The sequence below is a fragment of the Falsiruegeria litorea R37 genome (assembly GCF_900172225.1).
GTDB classification, from domain to species: Bacteria; Pseudomonadota; Alphaproteobacteria; order Rhodobacterales; family Rhodobacteraceae; genus Falsiruegeria; species Falsiruegeria litorea.
In genome coordinates, this window is sequence record NZ_FWFO01000001.1 from 1870126 (window position 1) to 1894255 (window position 24130).

25 protein-coding genes are annotated in these 24130 nt (G+C 59.1%); 11 read left to right on the plus strand and 14 right to left on the minus strand.

The annotated features are described in order from the left end of the window. The first annotated feature begins 98 nt into the window (after window positions 1–98). The 3 genes from ctrA (at window position 99) to recG (ending at window position 5277) form a co-directional block, all read left to right on the plus strand. The gene (gene ctrA / locus TRL7639_RS09185; RefSeq protein WP_085795397.1) at window positions 99–815 is read left to right on the plus strand and encodes a response regulator transcription factor CtrA; all 717 of its coding nucleotides are present in this window, start codon (window positions 99–101) and stop codon (window positions 813–815) included. Window positions 816–964: 149 nt separating this feature from the next. Next, window positions 965–3190: an NAD-dependent DNA ligase LigA gene (ligA, locus tag TRL7639_RS09190; RefSeq protein WP_085796342.1), complete on the plus strand. Its 2226-nt coding sequence runs from the start codon at window positions 965–967 to the stop codon at window positions 3188–3190. After that, on the plus strand, window positions 3187–5277 hold the full coding sequence (gene recG, locus TRL7639_RS09195; protein ID WP_085795398.1) for an ATP-dependent DNA helicase RecG: 2091 nt from the start codon (window positions 3187–3189) through the stop codon (window positions 5275–5277). The genes ligA and recG overlap by 4 nt, the downstream gene beginning before the upstream one ends. 478 nt (window positions 5278–5755) lie before the next feature. Here recG and TRL7639_RS09200 read toward each other — a convergent pair whose 3' ends face one another. Further along, window positions 5756–6388 (minus strand): MarC family protein, encoded by a 633-nt coding sequence (locus tag TRL7639_RS09200; RefSeq protein WP_085795399.1) that lies wholly within the window; start codon window positions 6386–6388, stop codon window positions 5756–5758. 59 nt (window positions 6389–6447) lie between these two features. Next, window positions 6448–6900, minus strand: a complete 453-nt coding sequence (locus tag TRL7639_RS09205) for an iron-sulfur cluster assembly scaffold protein (RefSeq protein ID WP_085796343.1) — start codon at window positions 6898–6900, stop codon at window positions 6448–6450. Window positions 6901–6948: 48 nt separating this feature from the next. Between TRL7639_RS09205 and hisI the strand changes: the two genes are divergently transcribed. Beyond that, window positions 6949–7326, plus strand: coding sequence for a phosphoribosyl-AMP cyclohydrolase (gene hisI, locus TRL7639_RS09210; protein WP_207559648.1), 378 nt, complete (start codon window positions 6949–6951; stop codon window positions 7324–7326). 37 nt (window positions 7327–7363) lie between these two features. Here the strand turns inward: hisI and gluQRS are convergent, their stop codons facing one another. The 4 genes from gluQRS to TRL7639_RS09230 all read right to left on the minus strand — a co-directional run bounded on the left by gluQRS (window position 7364) and on the right by TRL7639_RS09230 (window position 11301). After that, a complete protein-coding gene (gene gluQRS / locus TRL7639_RS09215) occupies window positions 7364–8227 on the minus strand; it encodes a tRNA glutamyl-Q(34) synthetase GluQRS (protein WP_085795400.1) in 864 nt (287 codons plus the stop codon). Continuing rightward, entirely contained in the window at window positions 8224–8838 is a 615-nt protein-coding gene (locus TRL7639_RS09220; protein WP_085796345.1) for a class I SAM-dependent DNA methyltransferase, read from the minus strand. Before TRL7639_RS09220 ends, gluQRS begins: the two co-directional genes overlap by 4 nt. Before the next feature lie 23 nt (window positions 8839–8861). Continuing rightward, window positions 8862–10217, minus strand: a complete 1356-nt coding sequence (gene trmFO, locus TRL7639_RS09225) for a methylenetetrahydrofolate--tRNA-(uracil(54)-C(5))-methyltransferase (FADH(2)-oxidizing) TrmFO (protein WP_085795401.1) — start codon at window positions 10215–10217, stop codon at window positions 8862–8864. A gap of 298 nt (window positions 10218–10515) precedes the next feature. Next, window positions 10516–11301 carry an enoyl-CoA hydratase gene (locus TRL7639_RS09230; RefSeq protein WP_085795402.1) on the minus strand — a complete coding sequence of 262 codons (786 nt, stop codon included), beginning with the start codon at window positions 11299–11301 and terminating at the stop codon, window positions 10516–10518. 61 nt (window positions 11302–11362) lie between these two features. On the opposite strand from TRL7639_RS09230, the gene TRL7639_RS09235 reads away from it, so the two are divergent. After that, window positions 11363–11806 carry a PaaI family thioesterase gene (locus TRL7639_RS09235; RefSeq protein ID WP_085795403.1) on the plus strand — a complete coding sequence of 148 codons (444 nt, stop codon included), beginning with the start codon at window positions 11363–11365 and terminating at the stop codon, window positions 11804–11806. Window positions 11807–11875: 69 nt separating this feature from the next. Here the strand turns inward: TRL7639_RS09235 and TRL7639_RS09240 are convergent, their stop codons facing one another. After that, window positions 11876–12103: a DUF1127 domain-containing protein gene (locus TRL7639_RS09240; RefSeq protein WP_085795404.1), complete on the minus strand. Its 228-nt coding sequence runs from the start codon at window positions 12101–12103 to the stop codon at window positions 11876–11878. A gap of 98 nt (window positions 12104–12201) precedes the next feature. Between TRL7639_RS09240 and TRL7639_RS09245 the strand changes: the two genes are divergently transcribed. Continuing rightward, window positions 12202–13614 (plus strand): aminotransferase-like domain-containing protein, encoded by a 1413-nt coding sequence (locus tag TRL7639_RS09245; RefSeq protein ID WP_085795405.1) that lies wholly within the window; start codon window positions 12202–12204, stop codon window positions 13612–13614. Here the strand turns inward: TRL7639_RS09245 and TRL7639_RS09250 are convergent. Next, window positions 13604–14005: a nuclear transport factor 2 family protein gene (locus tag TRL7639_RS09250; protein ID WP_085795406.1), complete on the minus strand. Its 402-nt coding sequence runs from the start codon at window positions 14003–14005 to the stop codon at window positions 13604–13606. The two genes, TRL7639_RS09245 and TRL7639_RS09250, sit on opposite strands and share 11 nt — an antisense overlap. A gap of 268 nt (window positions 14006–14273) precedes the next feature. Here TRL7639_RS09250 and rplM point away from each other — a divergent pair, with 268 nt between their 5' ends. From rplM to TRL7639_RS09270, 4 genes are all read left to right on the plus strand, one after another. Continuing rightward, a complete protein-coding gene (gene rplM / locus TRL7639_RS09255) occupies window positions 14274–14732 on the plus strand; it encodes a 50S ribosomal protein L13 (RefSeq protein ID WP_085795407.1) in 459 nt (152 codons plus the stop codon). A 6-nt stretch (window positions 14733–14738) separates the two neighbouring features. Beyond that, a complete protein-coding gene (gene rpsI / locus TRL7639_RS09260) occupies window positions 14739–15224 on the plus strand; it encodes a 30S ribosomal protein S9 (RefSeq protein WP_085795408.1) in 486 nt (161 codons plus the stop codon). A gap of 144 nt (window positions 15225–15368) precedes the next feature. After that, a complete protein-coding gene (locus TRL7639_RS09265; protein WP_085795409.1) occupies window positions 15369–15737 on the plus strand; it encodes a group I truncated hemoglobin in 369 nt (122 codons plus the stop codon). Beyond that, a complete protein-coding gene (locus tag TRL7639_RS09270; protein ID WP_085795410.1) occupies window positions 15734–16783 on the plus strand; it encodes an adenylate/guanylate cyclase domain-containing protein in 1050 nt (349 codons plus the stop codon). Before TRL7639_RS09265 ends, TRL7639_RS09270 begins: the two co-directional genes overlap by 4 nt. A 2-nt stretch (window positions 16784–16785) precedes the next feature. On the opposite strand, the gene TRL7639_RS09275 is transcribed toward TRL7639_RS09270, so the two are convergent. Beyond that, complete coding sequence (locus TRL7639_RS09275) at window positions 16786–17622, minus strand: glycosyltransferase family 25 protein (RefSeq protein WP_165759785.1); 837 nt, start codon at window positions 17620–17622, stop codon at window positions 16786–16788. Beyond that, on the minus strand, window positions 17619–19856 hold the full coding sequence (locus TRL7639_RS09280; RefSeq protein ID WP_085795412.1) for an FkbM family methyltransferase: 2238 nt from the start codon (window positions 19854–19856) through the stop codon (window positions 17619–17621). Before TRL7639_RS09280 ends, TRL7639_RS09275 begins: the two co-directional genes overlap by 4 nt. A 256-nt stretch (window positions 19857–20112) precedes the next feature. On the opposite strand from TRL7639_RS09280, the gene TRL7639_RS09285 reads away from it, so the two are divergent. Beyond that, window positions 20113–20730: a class I SAM-dependent methyltransferase gene (locus tag TRL7639_RS09285; protein ID WP_085795413.1), complete on the plus strand. Its 618-nt coding sequence runs from the start codon at window positions 20113–20115 to the stop codon at window positions 20728–20730. On the opposite strand, the gene TRL7639_RS09290 is transcribed toward TRL7639_RS09285, so the two are convergent. From TRL7639_RS09290 to metA, 4 genes are read right to left on the minus strand one after another with little or no spacing between them, the layout of a single operon-like run. Next, on the minus strand, window positions 20731–21345 hold the full coding sequence (locus tag TRL7639_RS09290) for a TetR/AcrR family transcriptional regulator (protein WP_085795414.1): 615 nt from the start codon (window positions 21343–21345) through the stop codon (window positions 20731–20733). It abuts the gene before it with no gap. Further along, entirely contained in the window at window positions 21338–22207 is an 870-nt protein-coding gene (gene ppk2, locus TRL7639_RS09295) for a polyphosphate kinase 2 (RefSeq protein WP_085795415.1), read from the minus strand. The genes TRL7639_RS09290 and ppk2 overlap by 8 nt, the downstream gene beginning before the upstream one ends. Window positions 22208–22265: 58 nt before the next feature. Then, window positions 22266–23273 (minus strand): alpha/beta fold hydrolase, encoded by a 1008-nt coding sequence (locus TRL7639_RS09300; protein WP_085795416.1) that lies wholly within the window; start codon window positions 23271–23273, stop codon window positions 22266–22268. After that, a complete protein-coding gene (gene metA / locus TRL7639_RS09305) occupies window positions 23209–24126 on the minus strand; it encodes a homoserine O-acetyltransferase MetA (RefSeq protein ID WP_085795417.1) in 918 nt (305 codons plus the stop codon). The genes TRL7639_RS09300 and metA overlap by 65 nt, the downstream gene beginning before the upstream one ends. Window positions 24127–24130: the final 4 nt, after the last annotated feature.

Below are 24130 nucleotides of genomic sequence, written 5' to 3' on the forward strand. Positions count from 1 at the left end.
GTTGATCTTCCATAACTGCATTAACGGTAACGTGAGGTTAACCTTTATTCGTCACGGTTAATCACAACGACGGGACCTGATTAAGGCGGAGACATTAAATGCGCGTACTTCTTGTTGAAGACGATCCAACAACATCCAAGAGCATCGAGTTGATGCTGACGCATGCCAACTTGAACGTATATGCAACGGACCTAGGCGAAGAGGGGATCGATCTGGCCAAGTTGTATGACTATGACCTGATCCTTCTGGACCTGAACCTGCCGGATATGAACGGGCACGAGGTGCTGCGCCAGCTGCGCATGGCGCGAATCGAAACGCCGATTCTGATCCTGTCGGGTGCTGATGACACCGAAAGCAAGATCAAGGGGTTTGGCTTTGGCGCGGATGACTATCTGACCAAGCCTTTCCACCGAGAAGAGCTGGTGGCCCGCATTCACGCGATCATCCGCCGATCCAAGGGACATTCGCAATCGATCATCAAAACCGGCAAGATTTCGGTTAATCTGGACGCCAAGACGGTCGAGGTGGGCGGGCAGACCGTGCATCTGACCGGCAAGGAATATCAGATGCTCGAGCTGCTGAGCCTGCGCAAGGGGACGACCCTGACCAAGGAGATGTTCCTTAACCATCTCTATGGCGGCATGGACGAGCCGGAACTCAAGATCATCGACGTGTTTATCTGCAAGCTGCGCAAAAAGCTCAGCAATGCAACCGACGGCGAAAACTATATCGAGACAGTTTGGGGCCGTGGCTATGTGCTGCGCGACCCGCAGCCCAATGAAATGAGCGATCCGCGCCTCGCCGTTGGCGCGTGATCGGCACAGGCAAGCCCAGGCTGCTGGTCCAGGCAGCCACCACCACTCACGATGAAGACATCTGGACCTGATCGTGGCCTCGCCCTATCACTTGGACCTACTATCAAGTTTGGGGCGAGGCCGTGACAGACACCACCGACATCAAAGCCATGACCGAGGAACAAGCCAGCGCTGAACTGGCCCGGTTGGCGGATCTTCTGGGGCAGGCAAACGCCGCCTATCACACTGCTGACGATCCGGTGATGTCGGATGCAGAATATGATGCGCTGAAACGGCGCAATACAGCGATCGAGGACCGCTTTCCCCAACTCAAACGCGACGACAGCCCGACCGATCAGGTGGGTGCAGGCCCGGCCGAGGCGTTTTCCAAGATCACCCATGTTGTGCGGATGCTGTCACTGGGCAACGCTTTTGATGACGAAGACGTCGATGGTTTTGACACATCGATTCGCAAGTACCTGGGGCTCGGGGCAAAAGATGCTCTGACCTATACAGCGGAACCCAAAATCGACGGTCTGTCCCTGTCGCTGCGGTATGAGCAGGGTGTTCTGGTGCAGGCCGCCACGCGGGGGGATGGCGAGACGGGCGAAAACGTCACCGCCAATGCCCGGACGATCACGGATATCCCACACCTTTTGCAGGACGCGCCGAATGTGCTCGAAGTGCGGGGCGAGGTCTATATGTCCCACCCGGATTTCGACGCGTTGAATGCGCGCCAGGCCGAGCGGGGCGGCAAAACCTTTGCCAATCCACGCAACGCCGCAGCCGGATCGCTGCGGCAGTTGGATGCGGAAATCACCAAGTCTCGTCCTTTGCGGTTCTTTGCCTATGCCTGGGGGGATCTGTCCGCACCGCTTGCGGAAACGCAGATGGGGGCCATCGAAAAGCTGGCCGATCTGGGGTTTCAGACCAATCCGCTCACGAAACTCTGCGCCACACCTGCCGAGTTGATCGCGCATTACCATGACATCGAAGAGCAGCGCGCGACGCTTGGCTATGATATCGACGGCGTCGTCTACAAGGTCAACGATCTGGGCCTTCAGGCGCGGCTTGGCTTCCGCTCGACCACGCCTCGTTGGGCGATTGCGCATAAATTCCCGGCCGAACTGGCCTGGACCCGGCTTGAGGAGATCGACATTCAAGTGGGCCGCACGGGTGCCATCAGCCCGGTGGCGCGGCTGGCTCCGGTCACCGTGGGCGGCGTTGTCGTCTCGAATGCGACGCTGCACAACGAGGACTACATCCAGGGCCGCGATGCCTCGGGCAATGAAATTCGGGGCGGCAAGGACATCCGCGTCGGCGATTGGGTGCAGGTCTACCGTGCAGGTGACGTGATCCCCAAAGTGGCCGATGTGGACCTTAGCAAGCGACCGGAGCAAGCGCAGCCTTACGTCTTTCCAACCACATGCCCCGAATGCAGCAGCCCCGCGACCCGCGAAGAGGGAGATGCCGTGCGCCGATGCACCGGTGGGATCATCTGTCCCGCGCAGGCCGTTGAAAAACTGAAACATTTTGTCTCGCGCAAGGCCTTCGACATCGAAGGGCTGGGTGCCAAACAGATCGAGATGTTTCATGGGGATGAGGTGCTGCCGATCCGCACGCCCGAAGACATCTTTACACTGCAAGCTCGCGATGCAGCCACTCTGGCGCGGCTTAAGAACCGCGATGGCTGGGGCGATACCTCGGCCAGCAACCTGTTCGCGGCAATCGACGAAAAACGCACCATCCCGTTGATCCGGCTGATCTTCGCCCTGGGTATCCGCCACGTGGGTGAAGTCGGCGCGCGCGATCTGGCGCTGCATTACGGGGATTGGGACGCGATGGCGCAGGCCGTCGACACGGCCCGTCCAGCCGCCTTGGCGCATCGCGCAGCGGATGAGGCAGAAGAGGCAGAGCGGATCGCGGCCAATTCCGAAGGTCGCCGGGCCCGCGTGAAAGAGGCCCGCGACAAGGCCCTGGCCCTGGCCAATATCCCGGTCGAGGCCACCGCCGCCTGGGCCGACCTGACAGGCATCGACGGGATCGGTGCGACCCTGGGCCTTTCGCTGTCGGACGCCTTTGCCAACGCGGACGAACGCGCGGCCTTTGATGCCTTGCGCACCCATCTGACCATCGTGCCGCCCGAAGCGCCAACGCAAGACAGCCCCGTCGCGGGCAAAACCGTCGTCTTCACGGGCACGCTGGAAAAGATGACCCGGGCCGAGGCAAAGGCCCGCGCGGAATCGTTGGGGGCCAAGGTTTCCGGCTCGGTCAGCAAGAAAACCGACCTGCTGGTGGCGGGGCCTGGTGCAGGGTCCAAGGCCAAGAAAGCCGCCGATTTGGGGATCCAGACTTTGGACGAAGACGGCTGGCTGGAGCTGATCGAGGGGCTATGAGCGGACGGCCTGAACCTCTGTACCCGCTGTTTGCGGGGCTTGAGACACTGGATGGTGTTGGCCCAAAAACGGCGCAGCTCTTGGCCGCGCTGGATATCGAAACACCGCGTGACGTGTTGTTTTCACTGCCTTATGCGGTGGTGGATCGCCGCCGGCGCGACACGATCAAGGGCGCGGATCTACCCAGCACTCTGACGGTCGAGATCACCGTCGACAGCCATCGCCCGTCCCGCAATCGCGGCGGGGCGTACCGCATCCACGTGCATGACGCGCAGATGGATTTCCAGCTGGTGTTCTTTCATGCGCGCTCGGACTACCTCAACCGCGTTCTGCCGCAGGGGGCGGTGCGGGTGGTGTCGGGTAAACTCGAGCTGTTTGATGGGATGGCGCAGATGGTTCACCCCGATCACATCCTGCCGGTGGGTGAGGCAGGCGATATCCCCGAGTTCGAGCCGGTGTATCATCTGACCCAGGGGGTCACGCAAAAGACGGCTTACAAGGCGGCGCAAAGCGCGCTGGCCCGCGCGCCGGAACTGGCCGAATGGATCGACCTCGCGCATCTGGAGCGCGAAGGTTGGCCCGATTGGACCATGGCGATGGAGGCCGCGCATCACCCCTCAAGCCTGGATGATGTCAGCCCATTTTCGCCAGCGCGGATGCGGCTGGCGTATGACGAGTTGATGGCGCATCAGATGACACTGGCCCTTGCGCGGCAACGCGAACGCAAGACGCGTGGTGTGATCAGCGTCGCCACGGGCGAGTTGCAATCGCGCGTCTTGTCCAAGCTGCCATACCGACCAACCGGAGCCCAGGCCCGCGCGATCGAAGAGATTGCGGCGGATATGGCCTCAAGCCAGCGGATGAACCGGCTGCTGCAGGGCGATGTGGGCGCGGGTAAGACGCTGGTGGCTTTCATGGCGCTGCTGGTCGCGGTCGAGGCGGGTGGACAGGGCGTGATGATGGCGCCCACGGAAATCCTGGCGCGTCAGCATCTGGAGGCGTTGCAGCCCCTGGCCGAGGACGCGGGCGTGGTTCTGGAGCTGCTCACGGGCCGCGACAAAGGCGCGGAGCGACGCGCGAAGCTGGCGGCGTTGGAGCGCGGCGACATTCAAATCCTTGTCGGGACCCATGCCGTGTTTCAGGCCGATGTGGCGTTCAACGACCTGCGGCTGGCCATCATCGACGAACAGCATCGGTTCGGCGTGCGGCAGCGGATGGAACTGGCGAAAAAGGGTGTCGGCGCGGATGTATTGGTGATGACCGCTACGCCGATCCCGCGCAGCCTGTCGCTGGCGCAATACGGCGATATGGATGTCTCGATCCTGGATGAAAAGCCGCCGGGGCGAAAACCGATCAAGACGGCGGTGATCTCGACGGACAAGATGGATGCTGTAGTTGGCCGCCTGCGCGAGGCAATTGATGAGGGGCGGCAATGCTACTGGGTTTGTCCGCTGGTGGACGAATCCGAACTGGTCGATCTGACCGCTGCTGAAGAGCGGTTCAAACGTCTGCGCGCTATTCTGGGCGAAGGGGTCGTTGGGCTGGTGCATGGTCAGATGCCGCCTGCGGATAAGGATGCCGCGATGGCGGCGTTCCAGGCAGGCGAGACCAAGGTCCTGGTCGCCACAACCGTGATCGAGGTGGGGGTGAACGTGCCCAATGCCACGATCATGGTGATCGAGCGAGCCGAAATCTTTGGCTTGGCGCAGTTGCATCAGCTGCGCGGCAGGGTGGGGCGCGGGGACGCGGACTCCACCTGTCTGCTGATGTATCAGGCGCCGCTCAGCGAGACGGGGCGCAAGCGGCTCGAGGTGCTGCGCGAGACCGAAGACGGCTTCCGGATTGCCGAAACCGACCTGCAGATGCGCGGCGCGGGCGACCTGATCGGGACGGCACAGTCAGGGCTGCCCCGGTTCCGCATCGCGGATCTGGAACGGCAGGCTTCGCTGATGGCGGTGGCCCAGTCTGATGCGCGCGCTTTGCTGGCTTCTGACCCAGACCTGTCGACAGAGCGGGGACAGGCAGCGCGTGTTCTTCTGTGGTTGATGAAGCAGGATCAGGCGATCCGCTTGATCTCGGTCGGCTAACTTATTGTAAACAAATCGATATTACGAATTCCCGTGCTGGTTGTTCTCATCTGGCGTACAAAAAGTTCACAAATGTTCTCAAAAAGTTCTTTACAGACTCATCGAGAAATGAGAACAAAAGGTCAACAAAGACTTAACGCTGACATGGACCATTAACCCGGAGACGCCAGATGCTGAGCCAGATCAAAACCGCCCTGACCCGATCCCAGGATACGCTGTTGCAAGATGCAGCAGGGGCGGCGTCTTTGGTGGTGATGCTGGTGGTGGCGCTGCATCTGCCGGGTCTTTAACTTACGGAATTCTGCCTGCGATCTCATGCCCGGACCCATTCGCATCCTGTCCCATTGATGAAAGGGTGACCTGCCTATCCTTACCCTGAACGGGCCCTGCCTCGGCCCTGAATGGCCCCCGGACCCTACATGAGACCCGCAATACCTGCCGCCGCTCTTTCCCGCCCGAAAGAGCGGCGGATTTTTCTTCACAGCTGACCTGTTTGAACGATTTCCAGGATCGCCGAGAGTACCGCATTGGCTGCAACCGAGGCCAGGATCATCCCCATGACGCGGCTGACAATCGCAGATCCTGCGTGACCGATCAGACGAATGATGGGATCGGCAAAAAGCATCAGAACAAAAGCAATGGCAATCACAACAAGCATGACGCCGCCGGTAATCGCCTGATCCACAACACCAAACCGGTTGTTGTCGGTCAGCATGACGATGGCCAGCATCGCGCCGGGTGATGCCATCGAGGGGACCGCTAAGGGAAAGATCGCGGGATTGGGTTTTTCGATCTCTTGCGCGCCTTCGACCTGTTTCTGTTCGGCCTCGGGTTTACTCTCGCCAAAGATCATAGTGAGCGCAAAAAGGAAGAGCACGATCCCGCCTGCGACTTGGAAAGAGTTCAGGCCGATATCCAGCGCATCGATCAGCAGTTGCCCGAAGATCAGAAAGAACAGCAGCACACCAGCACTGACCAGTGCGGCCTGAAAAGCGGTTTTGCGGCGTGCGGCGGTGTCGATGCCAGCGGTCACCGCGATGAATACGGGCACCGTTCCGATGGGGTCGATGACGACCCAAAGGGTCACGAAACGTTCAACTAAATCCTGCAACTCAACTCTCCCCTGAAAACAGAGGCGAGCCTAGCGTCATGATTGCAATCTGGCCAGTCTCAGGCGCAGTTGGCCTGTTCTGCCTGATCCATCGCTTCAAGCGTCGCCTCAAGCGCCAGCATGATCGAGGCGTGACGGTTCTTGTAGTCACGGGCGGGGATCAGCACTTCGAGCCCGTCAAAGGGCGCGTCAGGGGCTGGGCCGTCGGTTTTGAGCATCGCCTTGAGCTGATCGCGCGCGGTTTCCACCTGCGCCCGCGTGGCACCAATGATGGCGCTGCCCACGACCGAGGCCGAGGCTTGACCAAGCGCGCAGGCCTTTACGTCCTGACCATATTCGGCGATCCTGCCGTCCTTCAGGGTCACATCCACGGTGACAGTCGATCCGCACAAAGGCGAACGCCGCTTGACCGTGGCGCCGGGGTTCTCCAGCCGGTCCAGGTGCGGAATATCAGCGGCCAGCGCCAAAATCTTAGCCGAATAAAGCTTGATCAGATCGGTTTCGCCGGACATGGCTTTCCCTCGTTGTTCGTTCCCCATACATAGTGGGCCGACGCCGCGATGCAAAAGGTTTTTGCCATGACTTTCGATCCCTCGACTTTGACCTACAACGAGGCCGGCCTGATCCCGGCAATTGCGCAGGACGCGACCTCGGGCGAGGTGCTGATGATGGCCTGGATGAACGCCGAAGCCGTGGCGAAAACGCTGGAAACGGGGCGGGTGACCTATTGGTCGCGCTCGCGGCAGTCGTTCTGGATCAAGGGCGAAAGCTCGGGCCATGTGCAGGAACTGGTGGACTTCCGCGTCGATTGTGACCGCGATTGCCTGTTGGTGACGGTGAACCAGACGGGGGCGGCCTGTCACACGAACCGGCGGACGTGTTTCTATACGGCGGTGCGGGATGGCACCGAGGTCGAGTTGATGAAACCGATGGAGTGAAGGGCGCTTTGCGCCGTGGTCTTCGGGGACCGAATTTTCAACAAGAAGAAGCAAGGGGTTGCGGTAACCCCACAAGGTTGCGCAGGTCTGAGGGCGTTGCGCCTTCGGTGCGGTATTTGGCGATGGCCTTGGAATCGTCGCGCTTAGCCAGGCGTTTGCCAGCTTCGTCCCGGATCAGCCTGTGGTGATGATAGATCGGTGTAGGCAGGTCCAGAAGGTGTTGCAGCAGCACTTGCAGGAACGTGGTTTGATACAGGTCCTCGCCACGCACCACATGGGTGATCTCTTGTGCGCCGTCATCGATGACGGCGGCCAGCACGTAAGAGGGCGTTTCAATCTCTTTGCGGCCCAACACCGGATCGCCAATTTCCTGAATGAGTTGCGCGGGGTTCACGGTGTGGGCGCCTGCGTGTTTCAGGCCGGTTTCGATCAGTCGCATTTCAGGCACCTCTGCCAGCGCTTTGGTCATATCCAGACGCAGCGCGTCGCCCGGCTGACGGCTGTCCATGCCCCTCCTGCGGCAGGTGCCGGGATAGACGCCGGGGGCCAATGGCGCGCCTTCTTGCGGGGCAGAGAGGGCGGCGCGGATGTCGCTGCGGCGGCACCAACAGGGGTAGATCAGGCCGCGATCCGCCAACTGCATCAGGGATGCATTGTAACGCTCAAGATGTTCGGATTGGCGCAGGACAGGAGTTTCCCAGTTTAGCCCAAGCCAGTGGATGTCATCATAAATCTGCGCCTCCCAATGGTCGCGGGCGCGGGCGGTGTCGGTATCTTCGATCCTGAGCAGGAACTGACCGTGCTCGGCCATGGCCATGTCAAAGGCAAGCAGCGCAGAATAGGCATGTCCAAGATGTAGAGGGCCTGTGGGGGATGGTGCAAAACGCGTTTTGAAAGTCACGCTTTTTCAACAATATACACGTTTGACTTCATGTTCATGCCAGGCAGGTGGTCGCCGTATTCCTTACTGAGCAAGCGCGCAGCGCCCATGTCCAGCCAATCGTTCAGGCGCCCTTCGAATGCGGGGTCTGCCAGTGCATGATCGTTGAAGGAAAATGCCAGCAAACCGCCACTCGGCAGTGCATTCATCAACAGGTCAAAGGTTTCAGGTGGCGCGGCTCCTGCGCCGATGACGCCGATGGCAGTGATAATGTCATAAGACCCGGCTGAAACCGGAGCGGGATCAAGGATGTCAAACCCTGTCAGGTGCCGATAAGCGCCCTTTGCCCGTGCTCCATCGAGCATGTCAGATGACGGGTCCATCCCGTCGATCGTGGTGAAGCCGACCTTGCGCAACGCAAGCCCGGACAGGCCAGTCCCACAGCCATAGTCCAGGATCGGTTTATTTAGGTCCGAAACCTCTGCCCTAAGCGCTTCGGCGACACGCCCAGGCGTAACATACCCATTTTCGTCCACTTCGGCATCATAGGATCCGGCCCATTTGTCGTAATGGTCGCGTGTTTCTTCGGGTGTTTCCAGATTGTATGTGCTGGCCAGGAATTTTTGGGTCATGGCCCACATGTTAAGCGTTTGATTCAGGCCGCGTCCAGAGCCGAATGCTCCAACCAGTCGCTCCAGGCCGACTTTGCCCGGTCGGTATAGGCCTTGTACCGGTCCTTGCGCCCACGTCGCCCGCCTTTGAGGCCATCAACCGGGCGGAACAGGCCAAAGTTCACGTTCATCGGCTGGAACGTCTTGGCCTCGGCGCCGCCGGTGATGTGGTGGATCAATGCGCCCATGGCGCTGTCTTGCGGCACCTGCGGCAGGTTGATGCCAAGGATCTCGGCCGCAGCCATACGACCAGCTAGCAGGCCCATGGCTGCGCTTTCGACATAGCCTTCGACACCGGTGATCTGCCCGGCAAACCGCACATTGGGGCGCGATTTCAAGCGCATCTGATCGTCCAGCAGGGTGGGCGAGTTCAAAAACGTGTTGCGGTGGATGCCACCCAGGCGGGCAAAGCTGGCGTTTTCCAGGCCGGGAATCATACGCAGCACTTGCGTTTGCGCGCCGTATTTCATCTTGGTCTGGAAGCCCACGATGTTGAACAGCGTGCCAAGCGCATTGTCGCGGCGCAGCTGCACCACCGCATGGGCTTTGACGTCCGGTTGATGCGGGTTGGTCAAGCCCACGGGTTTCATCGGCCCGTGGCGCAGGGTCTCGCGCCCGCGTTCGGCCATTACCTCGATCGGCAGGCAGCCGTCGAAATAGCCCGCCGTCTCACCCTCGTGGAATTCGGTCTTGTCAGCGGCCAATAGCGCGTCGATGAACGCCTCGTATTGGTCCTTGTCCATCGGGCAGTTCAGATAAGCGGTGCGCTCTTCTTCGGTTTCGCCCTTGTCGTAGCGGGATTGCATCCACGCCTTGGACATATCAATGCTCTCGGCATAGATGATCGGCGCGATGGCGTCGAAAAAAGCCAACGCCTCGGCACCGGTTTCCGCCTGAATCGCCTGGCCCAGATCGGGTGAGGTCAGCGGGCCGGTGGCAAAGATCCAATTGCCATCCTCGGGCAGGGCAGTGACCTCTTCATAGGATACAGTCACGCGGGGATGCGCCTTGAGCCTGGCCGTCACGGTCTCGGCAAAGGGTTCTCGGTCTACGGCCAGGGCACCACCCGCAGGCAGGCGGTGCGTGTCGGCGGTGGTCATGATCAAGCCATTTGCAGCGCGCATTTCCCAATGCAACAGGCCAACGGCGTTTTGTTCGTCATCGTCCGAGCGGAAGGAGTTGGAACACACCATCTCGCCCAGGTCGCCGGTCTGATGCGCAAAGGTTTCGACCTTGGGGCGCATTTCATGCAGTACCACGTCAACGCCCATTTCCGCCGCCTGCCAGGCGGCCTCGGACCCGGCCATGCCGCCGCCCACGATATGCAAAACTTGTGTCATGAGGTGCCATTTAGGGCAGGGCGCGCGTGCACGCAACGCCAGACAACACCGGTCAAGGGGCCAAAGTCGTCCTCAGCTTCCTGCATCCAGATTGTGTCGGGGTGTTTTTGGGGTCGCCGCTGCGGGAATGTCGGTGTCAGAGAGAGGCTGACAAGGAGGGACCTTCCGCCCACGGCGACCCAAAAATCGCTTAAGTGCCCAGCCTTTACCGGGCCCTTGCCAAATGTTTGCCACAGTGTTGCCCAGATTGAAAGTTCAAATTTGGAAACAATTTTACCGGTTTCGGGAAACGATCAACTCACTGGCTCCAATCGGGATCCCGTTTCTCGATAAAGGCGGCGATTCCCTCTTCGGTATCGCGATAGAGCATGTTTTCGACCATGACATCGCCGGTATAGGCATAGGCCTGATCCAGCGGCATCTGCATTTGCTGATAAAACGCCTGTTTGCCGATTTTCACTGCCGCACCCAGTTTGCCTGCCAGTGTTTCGGCCATGGCGGCGGTTTCATCCGCCAGGGATTCGGGTTGGACCGCACGATTGATCAGGCCCAGTTCAGCGGCGCGGGCGGCGTCGATGAATTGGCCCGTGGTCAACATCTCGAACGCCTGCTTGCGTGGGATGTTGCGCGACAGGGCCACCATGGGCGTCGAGCAGAAGAGGCCAATGTTCACCCCGTTGACCCCAAACCGCGTGCCCTCGGCCGCGATGGCCAGATCACAGGTCGCGACCAGTTGGCAGCCCGCGGCTGTGGCAATGCCGTGAACCTGGGCGATGACGGGTTGGGGCAGTTGCTGCACGGTCATCATCATCCGGGCGCAGCGATCAAACAGGTCCTTGAAATAGGCCTTGCCGCCATCCTCGGCCTGACGCCCGGCTGTCATCTGTTTCAGGTCGTGACCGGCACAGAAGGCCTTGCCAGCCCCTGACAGGATCACCGCCCGAATGGAGCGGTCGTCTTTCAGCCGATCAAATTCCTTCTGAAGCGCCGCCAGCATCTCGTCGCTCAGCGCATTCAGCCGCTCGGGCGCGTTCATGTGCAGATGCGCCACCGCGCCTGTGTCGCTACGTTCCAGAATTGCCATCTTGCTCTCCACCCAAATCTGCGGGCAACTCTAGGGGTAACACGGGAAGAGGGAAAGCGGCATGTCACTGGCAATGAACACAGACGAGTTGATGGATTACATGGCCAGTGTATTTCCACAGGTTTCCGACGATTTCGCCATCGAAGAGCTGAGCGAAGATCGCCTGATTATGCGCCTGAAGGTGGCGCATCGGCACCTGCGACCGGGCGGCACCGTTTCGGGGCCGTCGATGTTTGCCCTGGCCGATTGTGGCGTCTATGCGATGGTTTTGGCGCGGGTCGGGCGACAGGGGCTGGCGGTGACATCCAGCTGTTCGATGGATTTCATGCGCAAACCCGAGGGTGGCGTCGACATGTTGGCCGAAGTGCGGTTGCTGAAGCTGGGCAAGCTGTTGGCCGTGGGCGATGTGTTGATGCGGTCCGAAGGATCGGACAAGATCGTGGCGCGGGCGACGATGACCTATTCCATTCCACCTGCGGGCTCGGTCGCTGCAAACGCCGGATAACAAAAAAGGCCGGAGCAAGCTCCGGCCAGTGAAGAGGTCCCAAAATGAAAAATGGGACGGGGATCTCAGTTAAATCTGCCAGAACCGGCGTTTGATCTCTCGCGTGCGCTGTTTGGGGGTCAGGCCCACATCAGCCAGCAGATGATCGTCCAGATGGCTCAGGTTGACGCGGGTTCGGCGCCGTTGTTCCCATGTCGTGACCGTGGCTGCAAAGCGTACGGCCAGATCCGCGATCAGCGGAAGCCGGGGGCTCGCGTTCAGCAGGGTCAGCGCGGGGCTATGCATCAGACGTGTCATGACAGGGTCCTTTCTAAATTGTATTGACACAATGGTACGCTATTTGGTACATTCACTTGATACATTCTGCATTGTGTCAATTCAAAGGAAGAATTGTAATGGGTACAATTTGGCCGGCATCTTTGCCCGAGGTCAAAGGTCCAAAGTACAAGATGGTGGCGGATACGATCCGAAAAGCCATCGAAAACAAGGACCTGGAGGTTGGCGCGAAACTGCCGCCCGTACGCGAGCTGGCCTATACATTGTCCATTACTCCGGGCACCGTGGCGCGGGCCTATACGATCCTGACCGACGAAGGGTTGCTCGAAGCGGGTGTCGGACGCGGTACATTTGTGGCCGACCGGCAAGCGCAGGCCGACGGATTTGCCCCGATCGAGGTGGACGTCATTGCCCATAACACCAACACGCAAGATGGGTATGCGGTCAATATGTTCTCACCCCATCTGCCCAGTGTCGGGCAGGCGCAGCTGATCCGAAACCTGTTGGGGCAGATTGCGCAGGATCCGCCCTCTGGTCTGATGCATTACCCAAGTCGGGCAGGGGCGTTGCCTGCGCGACAGGCTGCGCTCAAGTGGTTGTCACAGGCGCCTTTGGGTCGTGTGAGCGAAGAAGAGATCGTGCTGACCAACGGTGGCCAAAACGCGATCTCGATGATCTTGCAGGCGATCTTGCGCGGCCGTCGCCCCGTGGTTCTGGTCGAAGAGCTATCATATCCCGGTTTCCGACGCGCCGCCGAATTGCTCCGGGCCGAGGTTGTGCCAGTGCCCATGGACGAACATGGCGTCATCCCCGAAGCCCTCGATGCGCTCGCCCGCCAGCACGAGGCGCAGGTTTTCTGCACGTCGCCCGAGGTACACAACCCGACCACGGTGTTTACGCCACTGGATCGGCGCGAAGAAGTGGTCGCCATTGCCCGAAAGCGTGGGTTCTTCCTGCTCGAGGATGATTGCTATCGTCACATGCCTGCGCAGGCTCCGGGGTATCGGATGCTGGCGCCGGATCGGACTTGGTTTGTGACATCGATTTCGAAATCCATCACACCTGCGCTTCGCATCGGGATAGCGGTGGCCCCCGAAGGGCAGGTGGCGGATTTGCGCCGCGCGGTGGAACATGGGTTCTTTGGCCTGGCCACGCCCATGCTGGATCTGAGCGCCGCGTTGCTTGGGCATCCGCAATTGCCACAAATGCTGGATGGGTTGCAGCAAGTCACGGGTGACTACATCAAGGCGGCGGTGAACATCCTTGGCTCGTATTCACTCAACTGGCGCCACCCGGTACCGTTCCTTTGGTTGACCCTGCCGTCCGGATGGCGCGCGGCGTCGTTCTGTCAGGCGGCCGAGGCGCAAGGTATTCAGATCCGCTCGGCCGAGGAATACGCCTGCCGCACCTCGCGCACGCCGCACGCGGTGCGGTTGGCCATCAATGCGGGCGTTAGTTTAAAGACGTATGAAGCCGCGTTGATGCGAATGCGTGTTCTGCTCGACAACCCGCCCGAACGGCTCAGCGTTTGAGCCAGCTCAAAAGGCCCTTTTTACCGCCAATGGGTTCAGGGTCACCAAAGAAGCCCACCAGTTGTTTGATGCGGCCATCGGTGTCCAGCGTGCCAAAGTCATGCCCCTTGAGCAGGGGGATGCCACCAACCGCTTTCATCGCCCAGGTGAAATGCACCATCTCATGATGTTGAACTGCGGCACTGGTCACCACGATCTGCGATCCCTTGGCCTGGGCGTGAAAGGCATCCATGTACCCTGCCAACCCCTCGCGCCCAGAGACGTCACCATTGGGATCGACATAGCGTCCATCTTCGGCCCACGCGATTTCCAGGTGCTTCATCCGCTTTAAAGGGTCTTTCTCTGCCCAGGCTGCGCCATATGCTTCGATTACTGCGTCCAGTGATGCCATCTTGTCTGTTCCCCGTCTCTTGCCATCGGTAGACTGGCACAATCAGGCAGGGGCATACCACCCATTTGTTGTCATGTGTGATTGAGAATGGGTTTGAGGGGTGAATTTTGTGGGGTATAATAGTACCTATTTTATAAGCCTTTGTTTTATCAATTGAAATTATACTTTGCTACGCTTGACGTGATCGTGCAGGGCCAATAGAACCCCTCCATCGAATTCGGAGCGGTCATTTGGGCCGCTCTTTCACATCAAACAGGACTATCCTGCCATGAAAACCTTTTCTGCAACACCTGCAGACATCGACAAGAAGTGGATCCTGATCGACGCCGAGGGCGTTGTTCTGGGCCGTCTTGCTTCGATCGTCGCCATGCGCCTGCGTGGCAAGCACAAAGCGTCGTTCACCCCGAACATGGACATGGGCGACAATGTCATCGTGATCAACGCTGACAAAATCCAGATGACCGGCAAGAAGCGTGACGAGCACTTCTACTGGCACACTGGCCACCCGGGTGGCATCAAGTCGCGCACCAAGCAGCAGATCCTCGAGGGTGCACACCCCGAGCGCGTCGTGACCCAAGCGGTCAAGCGCATGCTGCCAGGCAACCGTCTGGCCCGTACACAGATGACCAACCTGCGCGTCTACGCTGGTGCCGAGCACCCGCACGAAGCCCAGTCTCCCGAAGTTCTGGACGTCAAGTCCATGAACAAGAAAAACACCCGGAGCTAATGACCGATGGCTGATCAGATCAATACTCTCGAAGAGCTGAGCGCCGTTGCAGGCGTTGAAACCGTGGCCGAAGAAATCGTCCTGCGCGAACCCGTGCGTGACGAACTGGGCCGCTCCTACGCCACCGGCAAGCGTAAAGACGCTGTTGCTCGCGTGTGGATCAAGCCGGGTTCCGGCAAGGTCACCGTGAACGGCAAGGAAATGGACAAGTACTTTGCCCGTCCCGTTCTGCAGCTGATCCTGCGCCAGCCGTTTCAGGTTGCTGGTGTTGAAGGCGAGTTCGACGTTGTCGCAACCGTCAAAGGCGGCGGCCTGACCGGTCAGGCCGGTGCGGTCAAGCACGGCATCTCGAAAGCGCTGCAGCTTTATGATCCCGCCCTGCGTGGCGCTCTGAAAGCCGCCGGCTTCCTGACCCGCGACAGCCGCGTTGTGGAACGTAAGAAATACGGTAAGCGCAAAGCGCGTCGTTCGTTCCAGTTCTCGAAGCGTTAAGCTTCGTATTTTTCGAACAGAAAAGGGCCACGCAGTCGCGTGGCCCTTTTTCGTTTTTGGCATCATATTTGGTCTCAATTTGATTTAAGTTCCCGTTCTGGCCTAATGTACATGCATATTGCATGAATATTGGCGGAATTTGTTATGGGCACTACGGTGTACGAAAAGTACGGCGGCTTCAAAACCATCAGCCGCATTGTCATGAGCTTTTACGAGATGGCACTGGATTCCGACCAAATCGGCGATTATTTCGCGGATGTGGACATGCCGCGCCTGATGGACCACCAGACCAAGTTCATTTCATCTCTGGTGGGCGGTCCTGTATCCTTTTCCGATGACCGATTACGTGTCGTGCATGCTCAGCTAAATATCTCGCACGCGGACTTTGATGAAATGGGAAAGTTGTTGTCCGAGGCCCTAAGCGATCATGGCATGAAGCCTGCAGATGTGGATTTCGTGTTGCACGAGATCGAAAGCAAACGCTCGATCATCGTGACGGCGGACCTGGGATGAGCATCACTGCCATCAACGAGCAATTGCTGCGATCCATCGGGGTGGGCGTTGCCATCGTCGATGGGGTCAGTCACGAATTTATCTTTGCCAACAAACCTTTTTGCGATTGGTTCGGGACCCCTGACCAGGTGACCCGGCTTAGCGAACTGATAGAAGGGCTCTCTCCCGAGGACCTAGGAGAGAACGACGCCGAAGGCGTGATGTTCACCGGCGAGGTCGAGATCAAGCGCAAGCGCCGGACTTTGGTGATTGCGATCTCTATTTCGGCGACCTTGTCGGGCGGGCAGCGGTTGTTGGTGGTCGAATGCCAGAACATTACCCGCATCCGCGAGCTGGAATCGATGATCGACAGCTATTCCACCATGGTTGAACGCAACACGCGCGAGCTGGAGCGGGAAAAGGAACGAGTAGAGAAACTGTTGCTGAATCTGATGCCGCGCTCGGTTTACGAGGAATTCAAAACCTTTGGCGTTGTCACGCCGCAACTGTACAATCAGGTCTCGGTCGTGATGCTCGATTTTGTCGACTTCACCGAATTTGCCACCAAGACCGATCCGACGGTGACACTGGCGGAACTCAACGATATTTTCACCGCCTTCGATCGCATCGTCGAACAATATGGTTGCGAGCGGATCAAGACCATCGGTGATGCCTATCTGGCCGTCAGTGGCATGCCGGATCCAGCGCCGGAACATGCCTCGGCCGTGGCGCATTGTGCGGTGCGGTTCCTGCGCTACCTAGAACGGCGCAACGAAAGCCATCAGCACACCTGGCGCGCGCGAATCGGGCTTGGGACAGGGGCCGCAGTCGGCTCGGTCGTGGGGATACAGAAATACGTCTATGACGTCTTTGGCCCGGCTGTGAACATGGCCTCACGGCTGCAAATGATGGCCGACCCGATGGGTATCGTTGCCCCGGAAGAAATGAAATTCGATCTGATCGACGAGTTTCAGATTGGCGATTTCGGCGCGCATCAGATCAAGGGTCTGGGCGAATTAGACCTGATCACGGTCGAAGCCAATCTGCGGCCGGCGCATGTGCGTTAATCTCAGCGTTTGAATTGGGGTAGGTCAGAGGCCAAGGGGATCTCTCCGATGAAGCCCCCCGATGCCAAAAGCCGTTTGTCGCCGCCGCGTTTCCGAGCGATTTTGCGGGCAGTACGTTTGATCTCTTTCATCGCGCGATAGCTGAACGGCCCACGCCCGTCGTCGGTGGCGGCTTTGCCAAAGTCGGTGCGCTCGCTGCCGATGACACTGACAGGGATGTCTGTTCGGCCGCTCAGATCCGAGAACATTCCTTGTACGGCAACGGCCGGCTCCAGCTGAAAGGCACGGAAACCGGGCCATGGCCGGGTGATGAAATCATCCAGGTGGTCGCAATAGCTCTGGGACAACTCCAGCAGTTGCGCAGCTCCGCTTGGGCTGAGCAGATAGGCCGCTGCACTGGGCAATACACCGACGATCTGGCGCAAGGTCTGGCCGCCAAAGGTGCACGTGGGACCAAACCGATAGCGCCCGCCAACTGCGTCAAGTTTGACCAACTCATACCCACCATGTTCGTTGCCCAGGCTTTCGATCACAGCACCCGCTGAAGAAGACAACAGAATATCATCCTCAAAAATCACGCCAGGTCGGCCGGTTTCGACAATGGTTTCCCAGGTCTTGCGGTGACTTTCGAACACCGCGACCTCGGTCTTTGTCATGCTCCAGTAGGGCCCCCAGCGGTGGGGATTGTAGCGGGGTGAGGTGTAGTCGGGCGAGGCCGATGCATCCGTGGCCGAGACACGAATGGGGGCGGTGATGCCCCCATGCGCGCATTGCTCTGCCATGAAAACGGCCCGATCCGGAACCCGGTCGAGGTTCAGGAAAAAGACCTCTGTTTTCATTTGAAGATCTTGCGAACCTTGCGCCATTTGTATTTGGACCGCCCCTTGGCCTTTTCGCTCATGAACGCTTCGCCCGCTTCTTCGGCCTCAAGCTTGCGCAGCAGGACTGGTGCGTTCCAGGGATCATAGTCGATCAGCTTTTCTTGGGTCAGATCGGGCCGCATGAACGTCTGTGCGGTCTGGTTCAGCATCGAGGCCGCAAACGAGAACGAACTGTTCGAAATCGCCAGATGGTCACCCATCGTCAACGCGGCAAAGTCGGTAAAGAACCCATGCTCCAGATCACTGGCGGGCAGATCACGCTCGGTGATGACGTTGAAATCCTTGAACGCAGGCAGCACCGCGTCAGGCTCATCCGAGGCGATGTACAGCGTAAGATCAGGGTGCTGTTCGCGCAGGCCTTGCAGCCAATCCAAATACCAGCTTTCAGGCGCGATAAAAAACACGCCGGTGCCGAAATCCCCGCGCCGCAAGTGCAGTGGAACGACGGGGCCGGGTTGCGCGTCAAACAGCGCCTTCAGCTGTGCGGCGCGCTCGGCATAGGCGCCTTTGAACGCAAAATGCGCCTGCATCAGCTCTTTGTAGGGTTTGTAATAGCGCGTGTGATACTGAAAGAACCCGGCGAAATCGGTGGCTGGCCGCACCTCGGGGTCATTGGCGACCGTGCTGTTGGACAGCTCGTACCCCTGTTCTTCGATCTTGAAGGGCAGTTCGGGCATCTCGGTCAGGCCCGGGGTCACGTTGAAAATGTCATCACCCGCCCAGGTCGAGTTGACCGGGGTATAGTCGTATTCGCGCGCATAGGTCTGGATGAACAGGTATTGGAACACCTGATTGGCGAACCGACCCATCGAGCCCACAATCGAGCTGCCAACCAGAGGGCGACGGACATAGAGCGCATCACCCCATTCCTCGCTATAAGGCGTATTGGTCATCACACGGATGAACCCGTGCTCTTCCAGAAAGGCGTCGATCTCGTGGATCAAGGCGCAGCCTTCGTAGAGTTCTGAGTAATTAACTTCGATCTGCAACGCTTTGATATGTTGCAGAAGTTTCGTCGCGCCTTTCAGCGCTTTCAGCTCAGCCCCCTGAATATCCATCGCAATGAAATCAAGCGTGGACGGGTCGATCCCGGCCTCGTCTAGCAGCGTGTCGATCAATGCGGTGCGCACGGTGATCTGCTTTTCGACACCGATCTTGGGGTAAAGCTTTGCGTGATCCTTAAGTTCAAGCAGCGAGCTGGATTGGTTCATCGAGGTGATGTTGAAGGTGGCGTTGCCCTCTTCTTCGGCAGCAGCGGATTCGATGACGCTCACATCACTGTCCGAGGCAAACCGATCACGCAAACCACCGGCCAGATCGGGGTTGGCTTCAACAAACACAATCGGGCTGATGCCTTTGGCGCGATATGTCGTGATCTCGTTGCCCTCATGCCCGCCGACATGCAGCACACCTGTGGGCTTGATCCCGAAATGCGCCATGCGGTCGAAATCCAACTCGATCTCGCCGCCTTCTTTCAGGAACGGTTTCATCAGCCGCTCGTGCAGCGCCAAGTAGTTGGAATAGCTGTAATCTTCGGTCTTGTCGGTGAATTTCTTCACCTCTGTGAACTTGCCATTCTGCACCCGTAGTACGCGATAGCCAAAGCGGCGCAGGTACGACCAGACATTGCGTAGCGAGGTGCCGGCATCCAGGAAGGTGCCGCCATATTCGAACTGCAGGAAATCCACCTGGCCGCGGCGCAGCAGGTTCCGCGTGCCACGTAACACGTCATATTCGGCGCCTTCGACGTCGACCTTCAGGAACCGGATCTGCTCGGTCCGACCGGCCCAATAGGTGTCCATCGTGGTTCCGGGGACGGTAATGGCGTCAAAACCTGCGGTCAGCAACTGATCCTCAACGCTGGTGCGTCGGTGTAGCGAGCTGAGCCGCGCGTCATCGCGATAGACGTGAAAGGTCAGATCCTCGTCCCGGTTCGACACCGCGTTCCAATTCAAGGTGACCTTGTCGGCGATGGTGCCTTGCAGAACCTGATGGGCATCTTTGGACGCCTCAAATGCGTGGATTTTCGCATCCGCCATCTTCAGCACGCTTTCCGACCACTTGCCGTGGTGCGCGCCAACGTCGAACACGATATCTCCGGGGCGGATGCATTTCTTGATGATCATCCGTTCTTCGTCGGTGATCGGGTCATCCTTGTGGCTTTTGCCGCGGAGCTTTTTCAGGAACTTCATTCAAGCGCTTCCATGGTCTGCAGCGTATCAGAACGCGCATGTTTGGGGTTGATCCGCACGGCGCAGGATGGCTGCATTGGCGGGGATTGCGTTGGGTCCGGTTTGGCAGAAACTCCCTGAGTTGTAAACGCTGCGGCGACGTGGGCGCGGGTATCGGCCCATCGTCAAAACCCCCAAAAGTGGATTGTTCGCATTTTTGTTTTCCCTCAGGATGAACTGCGGTAGGGAGCAGACTGATCAAAGGTCAGGAGTGGACATGAGCATCAAGAATACGGCGCTGTATCGCCGCATGCGTTATCGCAAGGGGCTGGAGGAATGGCTGGAAACCGGGTTTGACGTGCCTGCGCCCGCGATTGCGAAACGTTCGGTGCTCAAGCGCTATACCTTGCCGAAATCGACCTGGGTCGAGACGGGCACCAACATGGGCAACACCACGGCCTATCTGGGCCAGTTTGCTGATCGGGTGATCACGATCGAACCCGAGCCGAACCTCTATGCCAGCGCCAATGCCCGGTTTGGTGACAATCCGTCGATCGAGGTGATCAAGGATGTGAGCGAGAACGTCTTTCCTGCGCTCTTGCCGAAACTGTCGGGCAATGTCTGTTTCTGGCTGGATGGTCACTATTCCGGCGACGGTACCTTTCAGGGAGAGCTGGAATGCCCGATCCGAGAAGAGCTGCAGGCGATCTCGGACAACATGGACAAATGGGACGCGGTGTCGATCATGATCGACGACATGCGGTGTTTCGATCCCGAAAAACCCGGGTTCTCGCAGTACCCGACCAAGGAGTTCCTGGTCGACTGGGCCGTGTCGCGCGGATTGCGGTGGGATATCGAGCACGACATTTTCATCGCGCGTTCAAAACAGGTTTGATCAGCCGTCAGGGCTGATCAGGCCCAACCCCCGCAGATAAATCCCGATCCCGGTTTCCAGCAGATCCTCGGGCGGGAAAGGCGAGGCGGTGCCGGTGTTGCGGGCATAAAGCTCGACCACACCATGGCTCATGGCCCAGATGTGGGCGCTGAACATGGACGCGGGGGGGCGTTTTTCGGCGGGGATGTGCTCGGACAATTCGGCCGCGGCACGTTCCAGAACCGCCTTGGCACGGTTGGCGGCCGCGGCCAGCTCGGGCGTGCGGTTCACCGAAATGCCGCTTTCGAACATCGAAATGTAATGCCCTGGATGGCGCCGGGCAAAAGCCAAGTAAGCCCGGCCTGTTGCCTCGAACGCGGCCAAGGCAGAAGGCTGCCCCTTGTCATAGGCATACTGCATCAGGTCCGCGAACATATCAAAGCCCTGGCGCGCGGCTTCGGCGATCAGATCCTCGCGCCCTTCGAAATGGCGATAGACAGCAGCCGGAGTGACACCAGCGGTTTTGGCCGCCTCGGACAGGGTAAAGCCGGTAGGGCCTTTTTCTTCGATCAGCTTCAGCGCCGCCTCGATCAGGGCCTGGCGCAGATTGCCGTGATGATAACCGCGTTTAGGCATCCCAGATGTCCGGCCCGCCGCAAATTTTCTGATCGGGCTGCCCCACGGCGTCGGCGTCCTTGCCGTCATAGTCCATCTGGCTCAGCACCGTCTGAATCGCGGCAATGCGGGCGCGTTTCTTGTCGTCGGACCGCACGATGGTCCAGGGGTTGCTGTCGGAATGCGATCTGAGCAGCGTTTCACTGATGGCGTCGGTGTAGTCGTCCCATTTGTGCAGGCCCTTCACGTCAATCGGGCTGAGTTTCCACTGTTTGAGAGGGTCGCTTTCCCGATCCCGAAACCGGCGCAACTGCTCGGCGCGGCCAACATTCAACCAGAACTTGAACGTGCGAATGCCATCCTCGACCAATCCCTGTTCAAGGGGCAGGACTTGGCGGAAAAACCGCTCGCGCTCTTCATCAGAACAAAAGCCAAAGACTTTCTCGACCACGCCGCGGTTGTACCAGCTGCGATCATAGAACACGATTTCCCCGGCCGAGGGCAGGTGTTCGACATAGCGCTGGAAATACCATTGGCTGCGTTCAGCATCAGACGGTTTGGCCAGAGCCACCACACGCGCGCCGCGTGGGTTCAGGTTTTCGCGGAACCGTTTGATTGTGCCGCCCTTGCCGGCCGCATCACGCCCCTCGAACAGAATGGCGATGCGCTCGCCTGTCTGTTTGGTCCAGGCCTGCAACTTGACCAACTCGATCTGCAACGCATCCATCCGCTTCTGATAGTCCTTGCGGTCCATCCTGTCGTCGTAGGGATAACTGGGGTTCAGGATGTCGCCTTTGCCCGCGTTCAGCACAAGCTTGCGGATATCCTGCGGAGCGTCATCGTTGAGGTAGCTGGTGATCTCACCGTGGGTTGGACGGGCCATCGGGGGTGCCTCCGGGATTATTGCTTTTGTTTCTAGACACTATGTAATGTTAATCGACTTAACGCAAACCCGTACGCGCAGCGGCGCGGTCGATTGCTGCGGTGACGTCGGACACCGAGACATGTTGCGGCATATGGCCAATGCCCGGGAGCAAGGTCAGCACGGCGCCGGGGATGCGCATCACCAGGTTTTTTGAATGCAATTCGTGGCTTACGATGTCATCTGCATCCCCGTGAACGATCTCTGTCGGCACCGATATCTCTGGGTAACGCGGGTGCATCTTGGTGACCTCGTCCAGCAGGTTCGCCCGCTGGCGCGCGTTGGCACGGGTCGCGGACCGGCGCAGGCTCAGGCGTGGATTGAAGTGATCAAGGTAGCCCGATGGCACGGCTTGCGGCGCAAAAACGCCCTCCATCGTATTAGCAATCCGGCTGTCCGGGACAAAGGCCGTGATCAAGGGCACAACAAGCAGATTGCCCCAGGTTGAGGTGATCAGTTGGTAGTAGGGATCGAGCGGCGTTGCCCAAGGCGTTGAGGGGGCCGAAACCGGCACCAGTGCCGCGATACGATCAGGGTGATTCACTGCCCAGGCCAGCGCCACCGCGCCACCATAGCTTTGCCCCATGACGATGGGTTTCTTGGCCCCAAGCTTGACGGCGGCAGTGCTTAGAACGCGCGCCTGATCGGTTATCGTTTCATGGCCCTGCGGCAGTGCCTGAGAAAACCCATGTCCAGGCCGGTCAAACAGGATCACGCGGTAGCGGTCGGTGAGTGCCGGCGCCAGGGCAAAGCTCATGTCTCGCGTCGAGCCGCTGGAGCCGTGGATCAGCACCAAATCCGGGCCATTGCCTGCGACCATGGCGTGAATTTTGATCCCATCGACGTCAATGAACTGACCGGGTGGTGGATGGCTGGTCTCGGCTCTGGCTTCGTTCCGCGCTGCCTTCCACTGGGTGATCGCGACGCCCGCGATCACCAGAGCCAGAAGGGATATCAGCGCCTTAAGAACCAATGTGATCCATGTCGAACGGGGTCGATTGATAAATCTGATTGATCCAATTGCCATAAAGCAGATGCGCGTGGCTGCGCCAGCGGTTCATGGGCGGTTTTGAGGGATCATCGTCGGGATAGTAGTTGGTCGGCACGTTGATCGGTGTGCCGTTGGCCACGTCACGGTCGTATTCCTGCTTGAGCGTATCGTCGTCGTATTCAAAGTGGTTGAAAATATAGAGCGCGCGGTGCGTGGGATCTTCGACCAGACAGGGGCCGACCTCGTCACTGCCCAACAACGTCTTCAGGCCGGGGGCGGCGTCGATTTCATCTTGCTTCATCTCGGTCCAGCGGCTGACCGGGATCACACAATCGTCCGAGAACCCGCGCAAAAACGGCGAGGCCGAATCCAGGTTCTGATGTCGGAAGCAGCCAAAGGCCTTGGCATCCAGCATGTGCTTCTTGACGCCATGGAAATGATTGATCATTGCCATCCCGCCCCAGCAGACGCCAAAGGTGGAATGCACATTGGTCTGGGTCCAATCCATCACCTCACGCAGCTCGTCCCAATAGGTGACCGCGTCGAACTCCAGATGTTCGATCGGCGCGCCGGTGATGATCAGGCCATCGAATTTCTGGTCCTTGATCTCTTGAAAGGGATGATAGAATTCGACCATGTGCTCGGCGGCCGTGTTGCGGGTGCGGTGCTCGCTCATCCGAATGAGGCTCAGCTCGATCTGCAGTGGCGTGGCACCGATCAGGCGCGCGAACTGGTTCTCGGTCTGGATCTTCTTGGGCATCAGATTGAGCAGCCCAATGCGCAGGGGACGAATGTCCTGACGCGCCGCCTGATCCGGCGACATGACCATGACGCCCTCTTTGGTGAGGACATCATAGGCGGGCAGGTCGGATGGGATCTTGATGGGCATCGTT

Coding starts and splice junctions, on each gene's coding strand:
- ctrA (WP_085795397.1), top strand. CDS start 99: ATGCGCGTACTTCTTGTTGAAGACGATCCAACAACATCCAAGAGCATC.
- ligA (WP_085796342.1), top strand. CDS start 965: ATGACCGAGGAACAAGCCAGCGCTGAACTGGCCCGGTTGGCGGATCTT.
- recG (WP_085795398.1), top strand. CDS start 3,187: ATGAGCGGACGGCCTGAACCTCTGTACCCGCTGTTTGCGGGGCTTGAG.
- TRL7639_RS09205 (WP_085796343.1), bottom strand. CDS start 6,900: ATGTCCGGCGAAACCGATCTGATCAAGCTTTATTCGGCTAAGATTTTG.
- hisI (WP_207559648.1), top strand. CDS start 6,949: ATGCAAAAGGTTTTTGCCATGACTTTCGATCCCTCGACTTTGACCTAC.
- TRL7639_RS09220 (WP_085796345.1), bottom strand. CDS start 8,838: ATGACCCAAAAATTCCTGGCCAGCACATACAATCTGGAAACACCCGAA.
- trmFO (WP_085795401.1), bottom strand. CDS start 10,217: ATGACACAAGTTTTGCATATCGTGGGCGGCGGCATGGCCGGGTCCGAG.
- TRL7639_RS09230 (WP_085795402.1), bottom strand. CDS start 11,301: ATGGCAATTCTGGAACGTAGCGACACAGGCGCGGTGGCGCATCTGCAC.
- TRL7639_RS09235 (WP_085795403.1), top strand. CDS start 11,363: ATGTCACTGGCAATGAACACAGACGAGTTGATGGATTACATGGCCAGT.
- TRL7639_RS09240 (WP_085795404.1), bottom strand. CDS start 12,103: ATGACACGTCTGATGCATAGCCCCGCGCTGACCCTGCTGAACGCGAGC.
- TRL7639_RS09245 (WP_085795405.1), top strand. CDS start 12,202: ATGGGTACAATTTGGCCGGCATCTTTGCCCGAGGTCAAAGGTCCAAAG.
- TRL7639_RS09250 (WP_085795406.1), bottom strand. CDS start 14,005: ATGGCATCACTGGACGCAGTAATCGAAGCATATGGCGCAGCCTGGGCA.
- rplM (WP_085795407.1), top strand. CDS start 14,274: ATGAAAACCTTTTCTGCAACACCTGCAGACATCGACAAGAAGTGGATC.
- rpsI (WP_085795408.1), top strand. CDS start 14,739: ATGGCTGATCAGATCAATACTCTCGAAGAGCTGAGCGCCGTTGCAGGC.
- TRL7639_RS09265 (WP_085795409.1), top strand. CDS start 15,369: ATGGGCACTACGGTGTACGAAAAGTACGGCGGCTTCAAAACCATCAGC.
- TRL7639_RS09270 (WP_085795410.1), top strand. CDS start 15,734: ATGAGCATCACTGCCATCAACGAGCAATTGCTGCGATCCATCGGGGTG.
- TRL7639_RS09275 (WP_165759785.1), bottom strand. CDS start 17,622: ATGAAAACAGAGGTCTTTTTCCTGAACCTCGACCGGGTTCCGGATCGG.
- TRL7639_RS09280 (WP_085795412.1), bottom strand. CDS start 19,856: ATGAAGTTCCTGAAAAAGCTCCGCGGCAAAAGCCACAAGGATGACCCG.
- TRL7639_RS09285 (WP_085795413.1), top strand. CDS start 20,113: ATGAGCATCAAGAATACGGCGCTGTATCGCCGCATGCGTTATCGCAAG.
- TRL7639_RS09290 (WP_085795414.1), bottom strand. CDS start 21,345: ATGCCTAAACGCGGTTATCATCACGGCAATCTGCGCCAGGCCCTGATC.
- ppk2 (WP_085795415.1), bottom strand. CDS start 22,207: ATGGCCCGTCCAACCCACGGTGAGATCACCAGCTACCTCAACGATGAC.
- TRL7639_RS09300 (WP_085795416.1), bottom strand. CDS start 23,273: ATGGCAATTGGATCAATCAGATTTATCAATCGACCCCGTTCGACATGG.
- metA (WP_085795417.1), bottom strand. CDS start 24,126: ATGCCCATCAAGATCCCATCCGACCTGCCCGCCTATGATGTCCTCACC.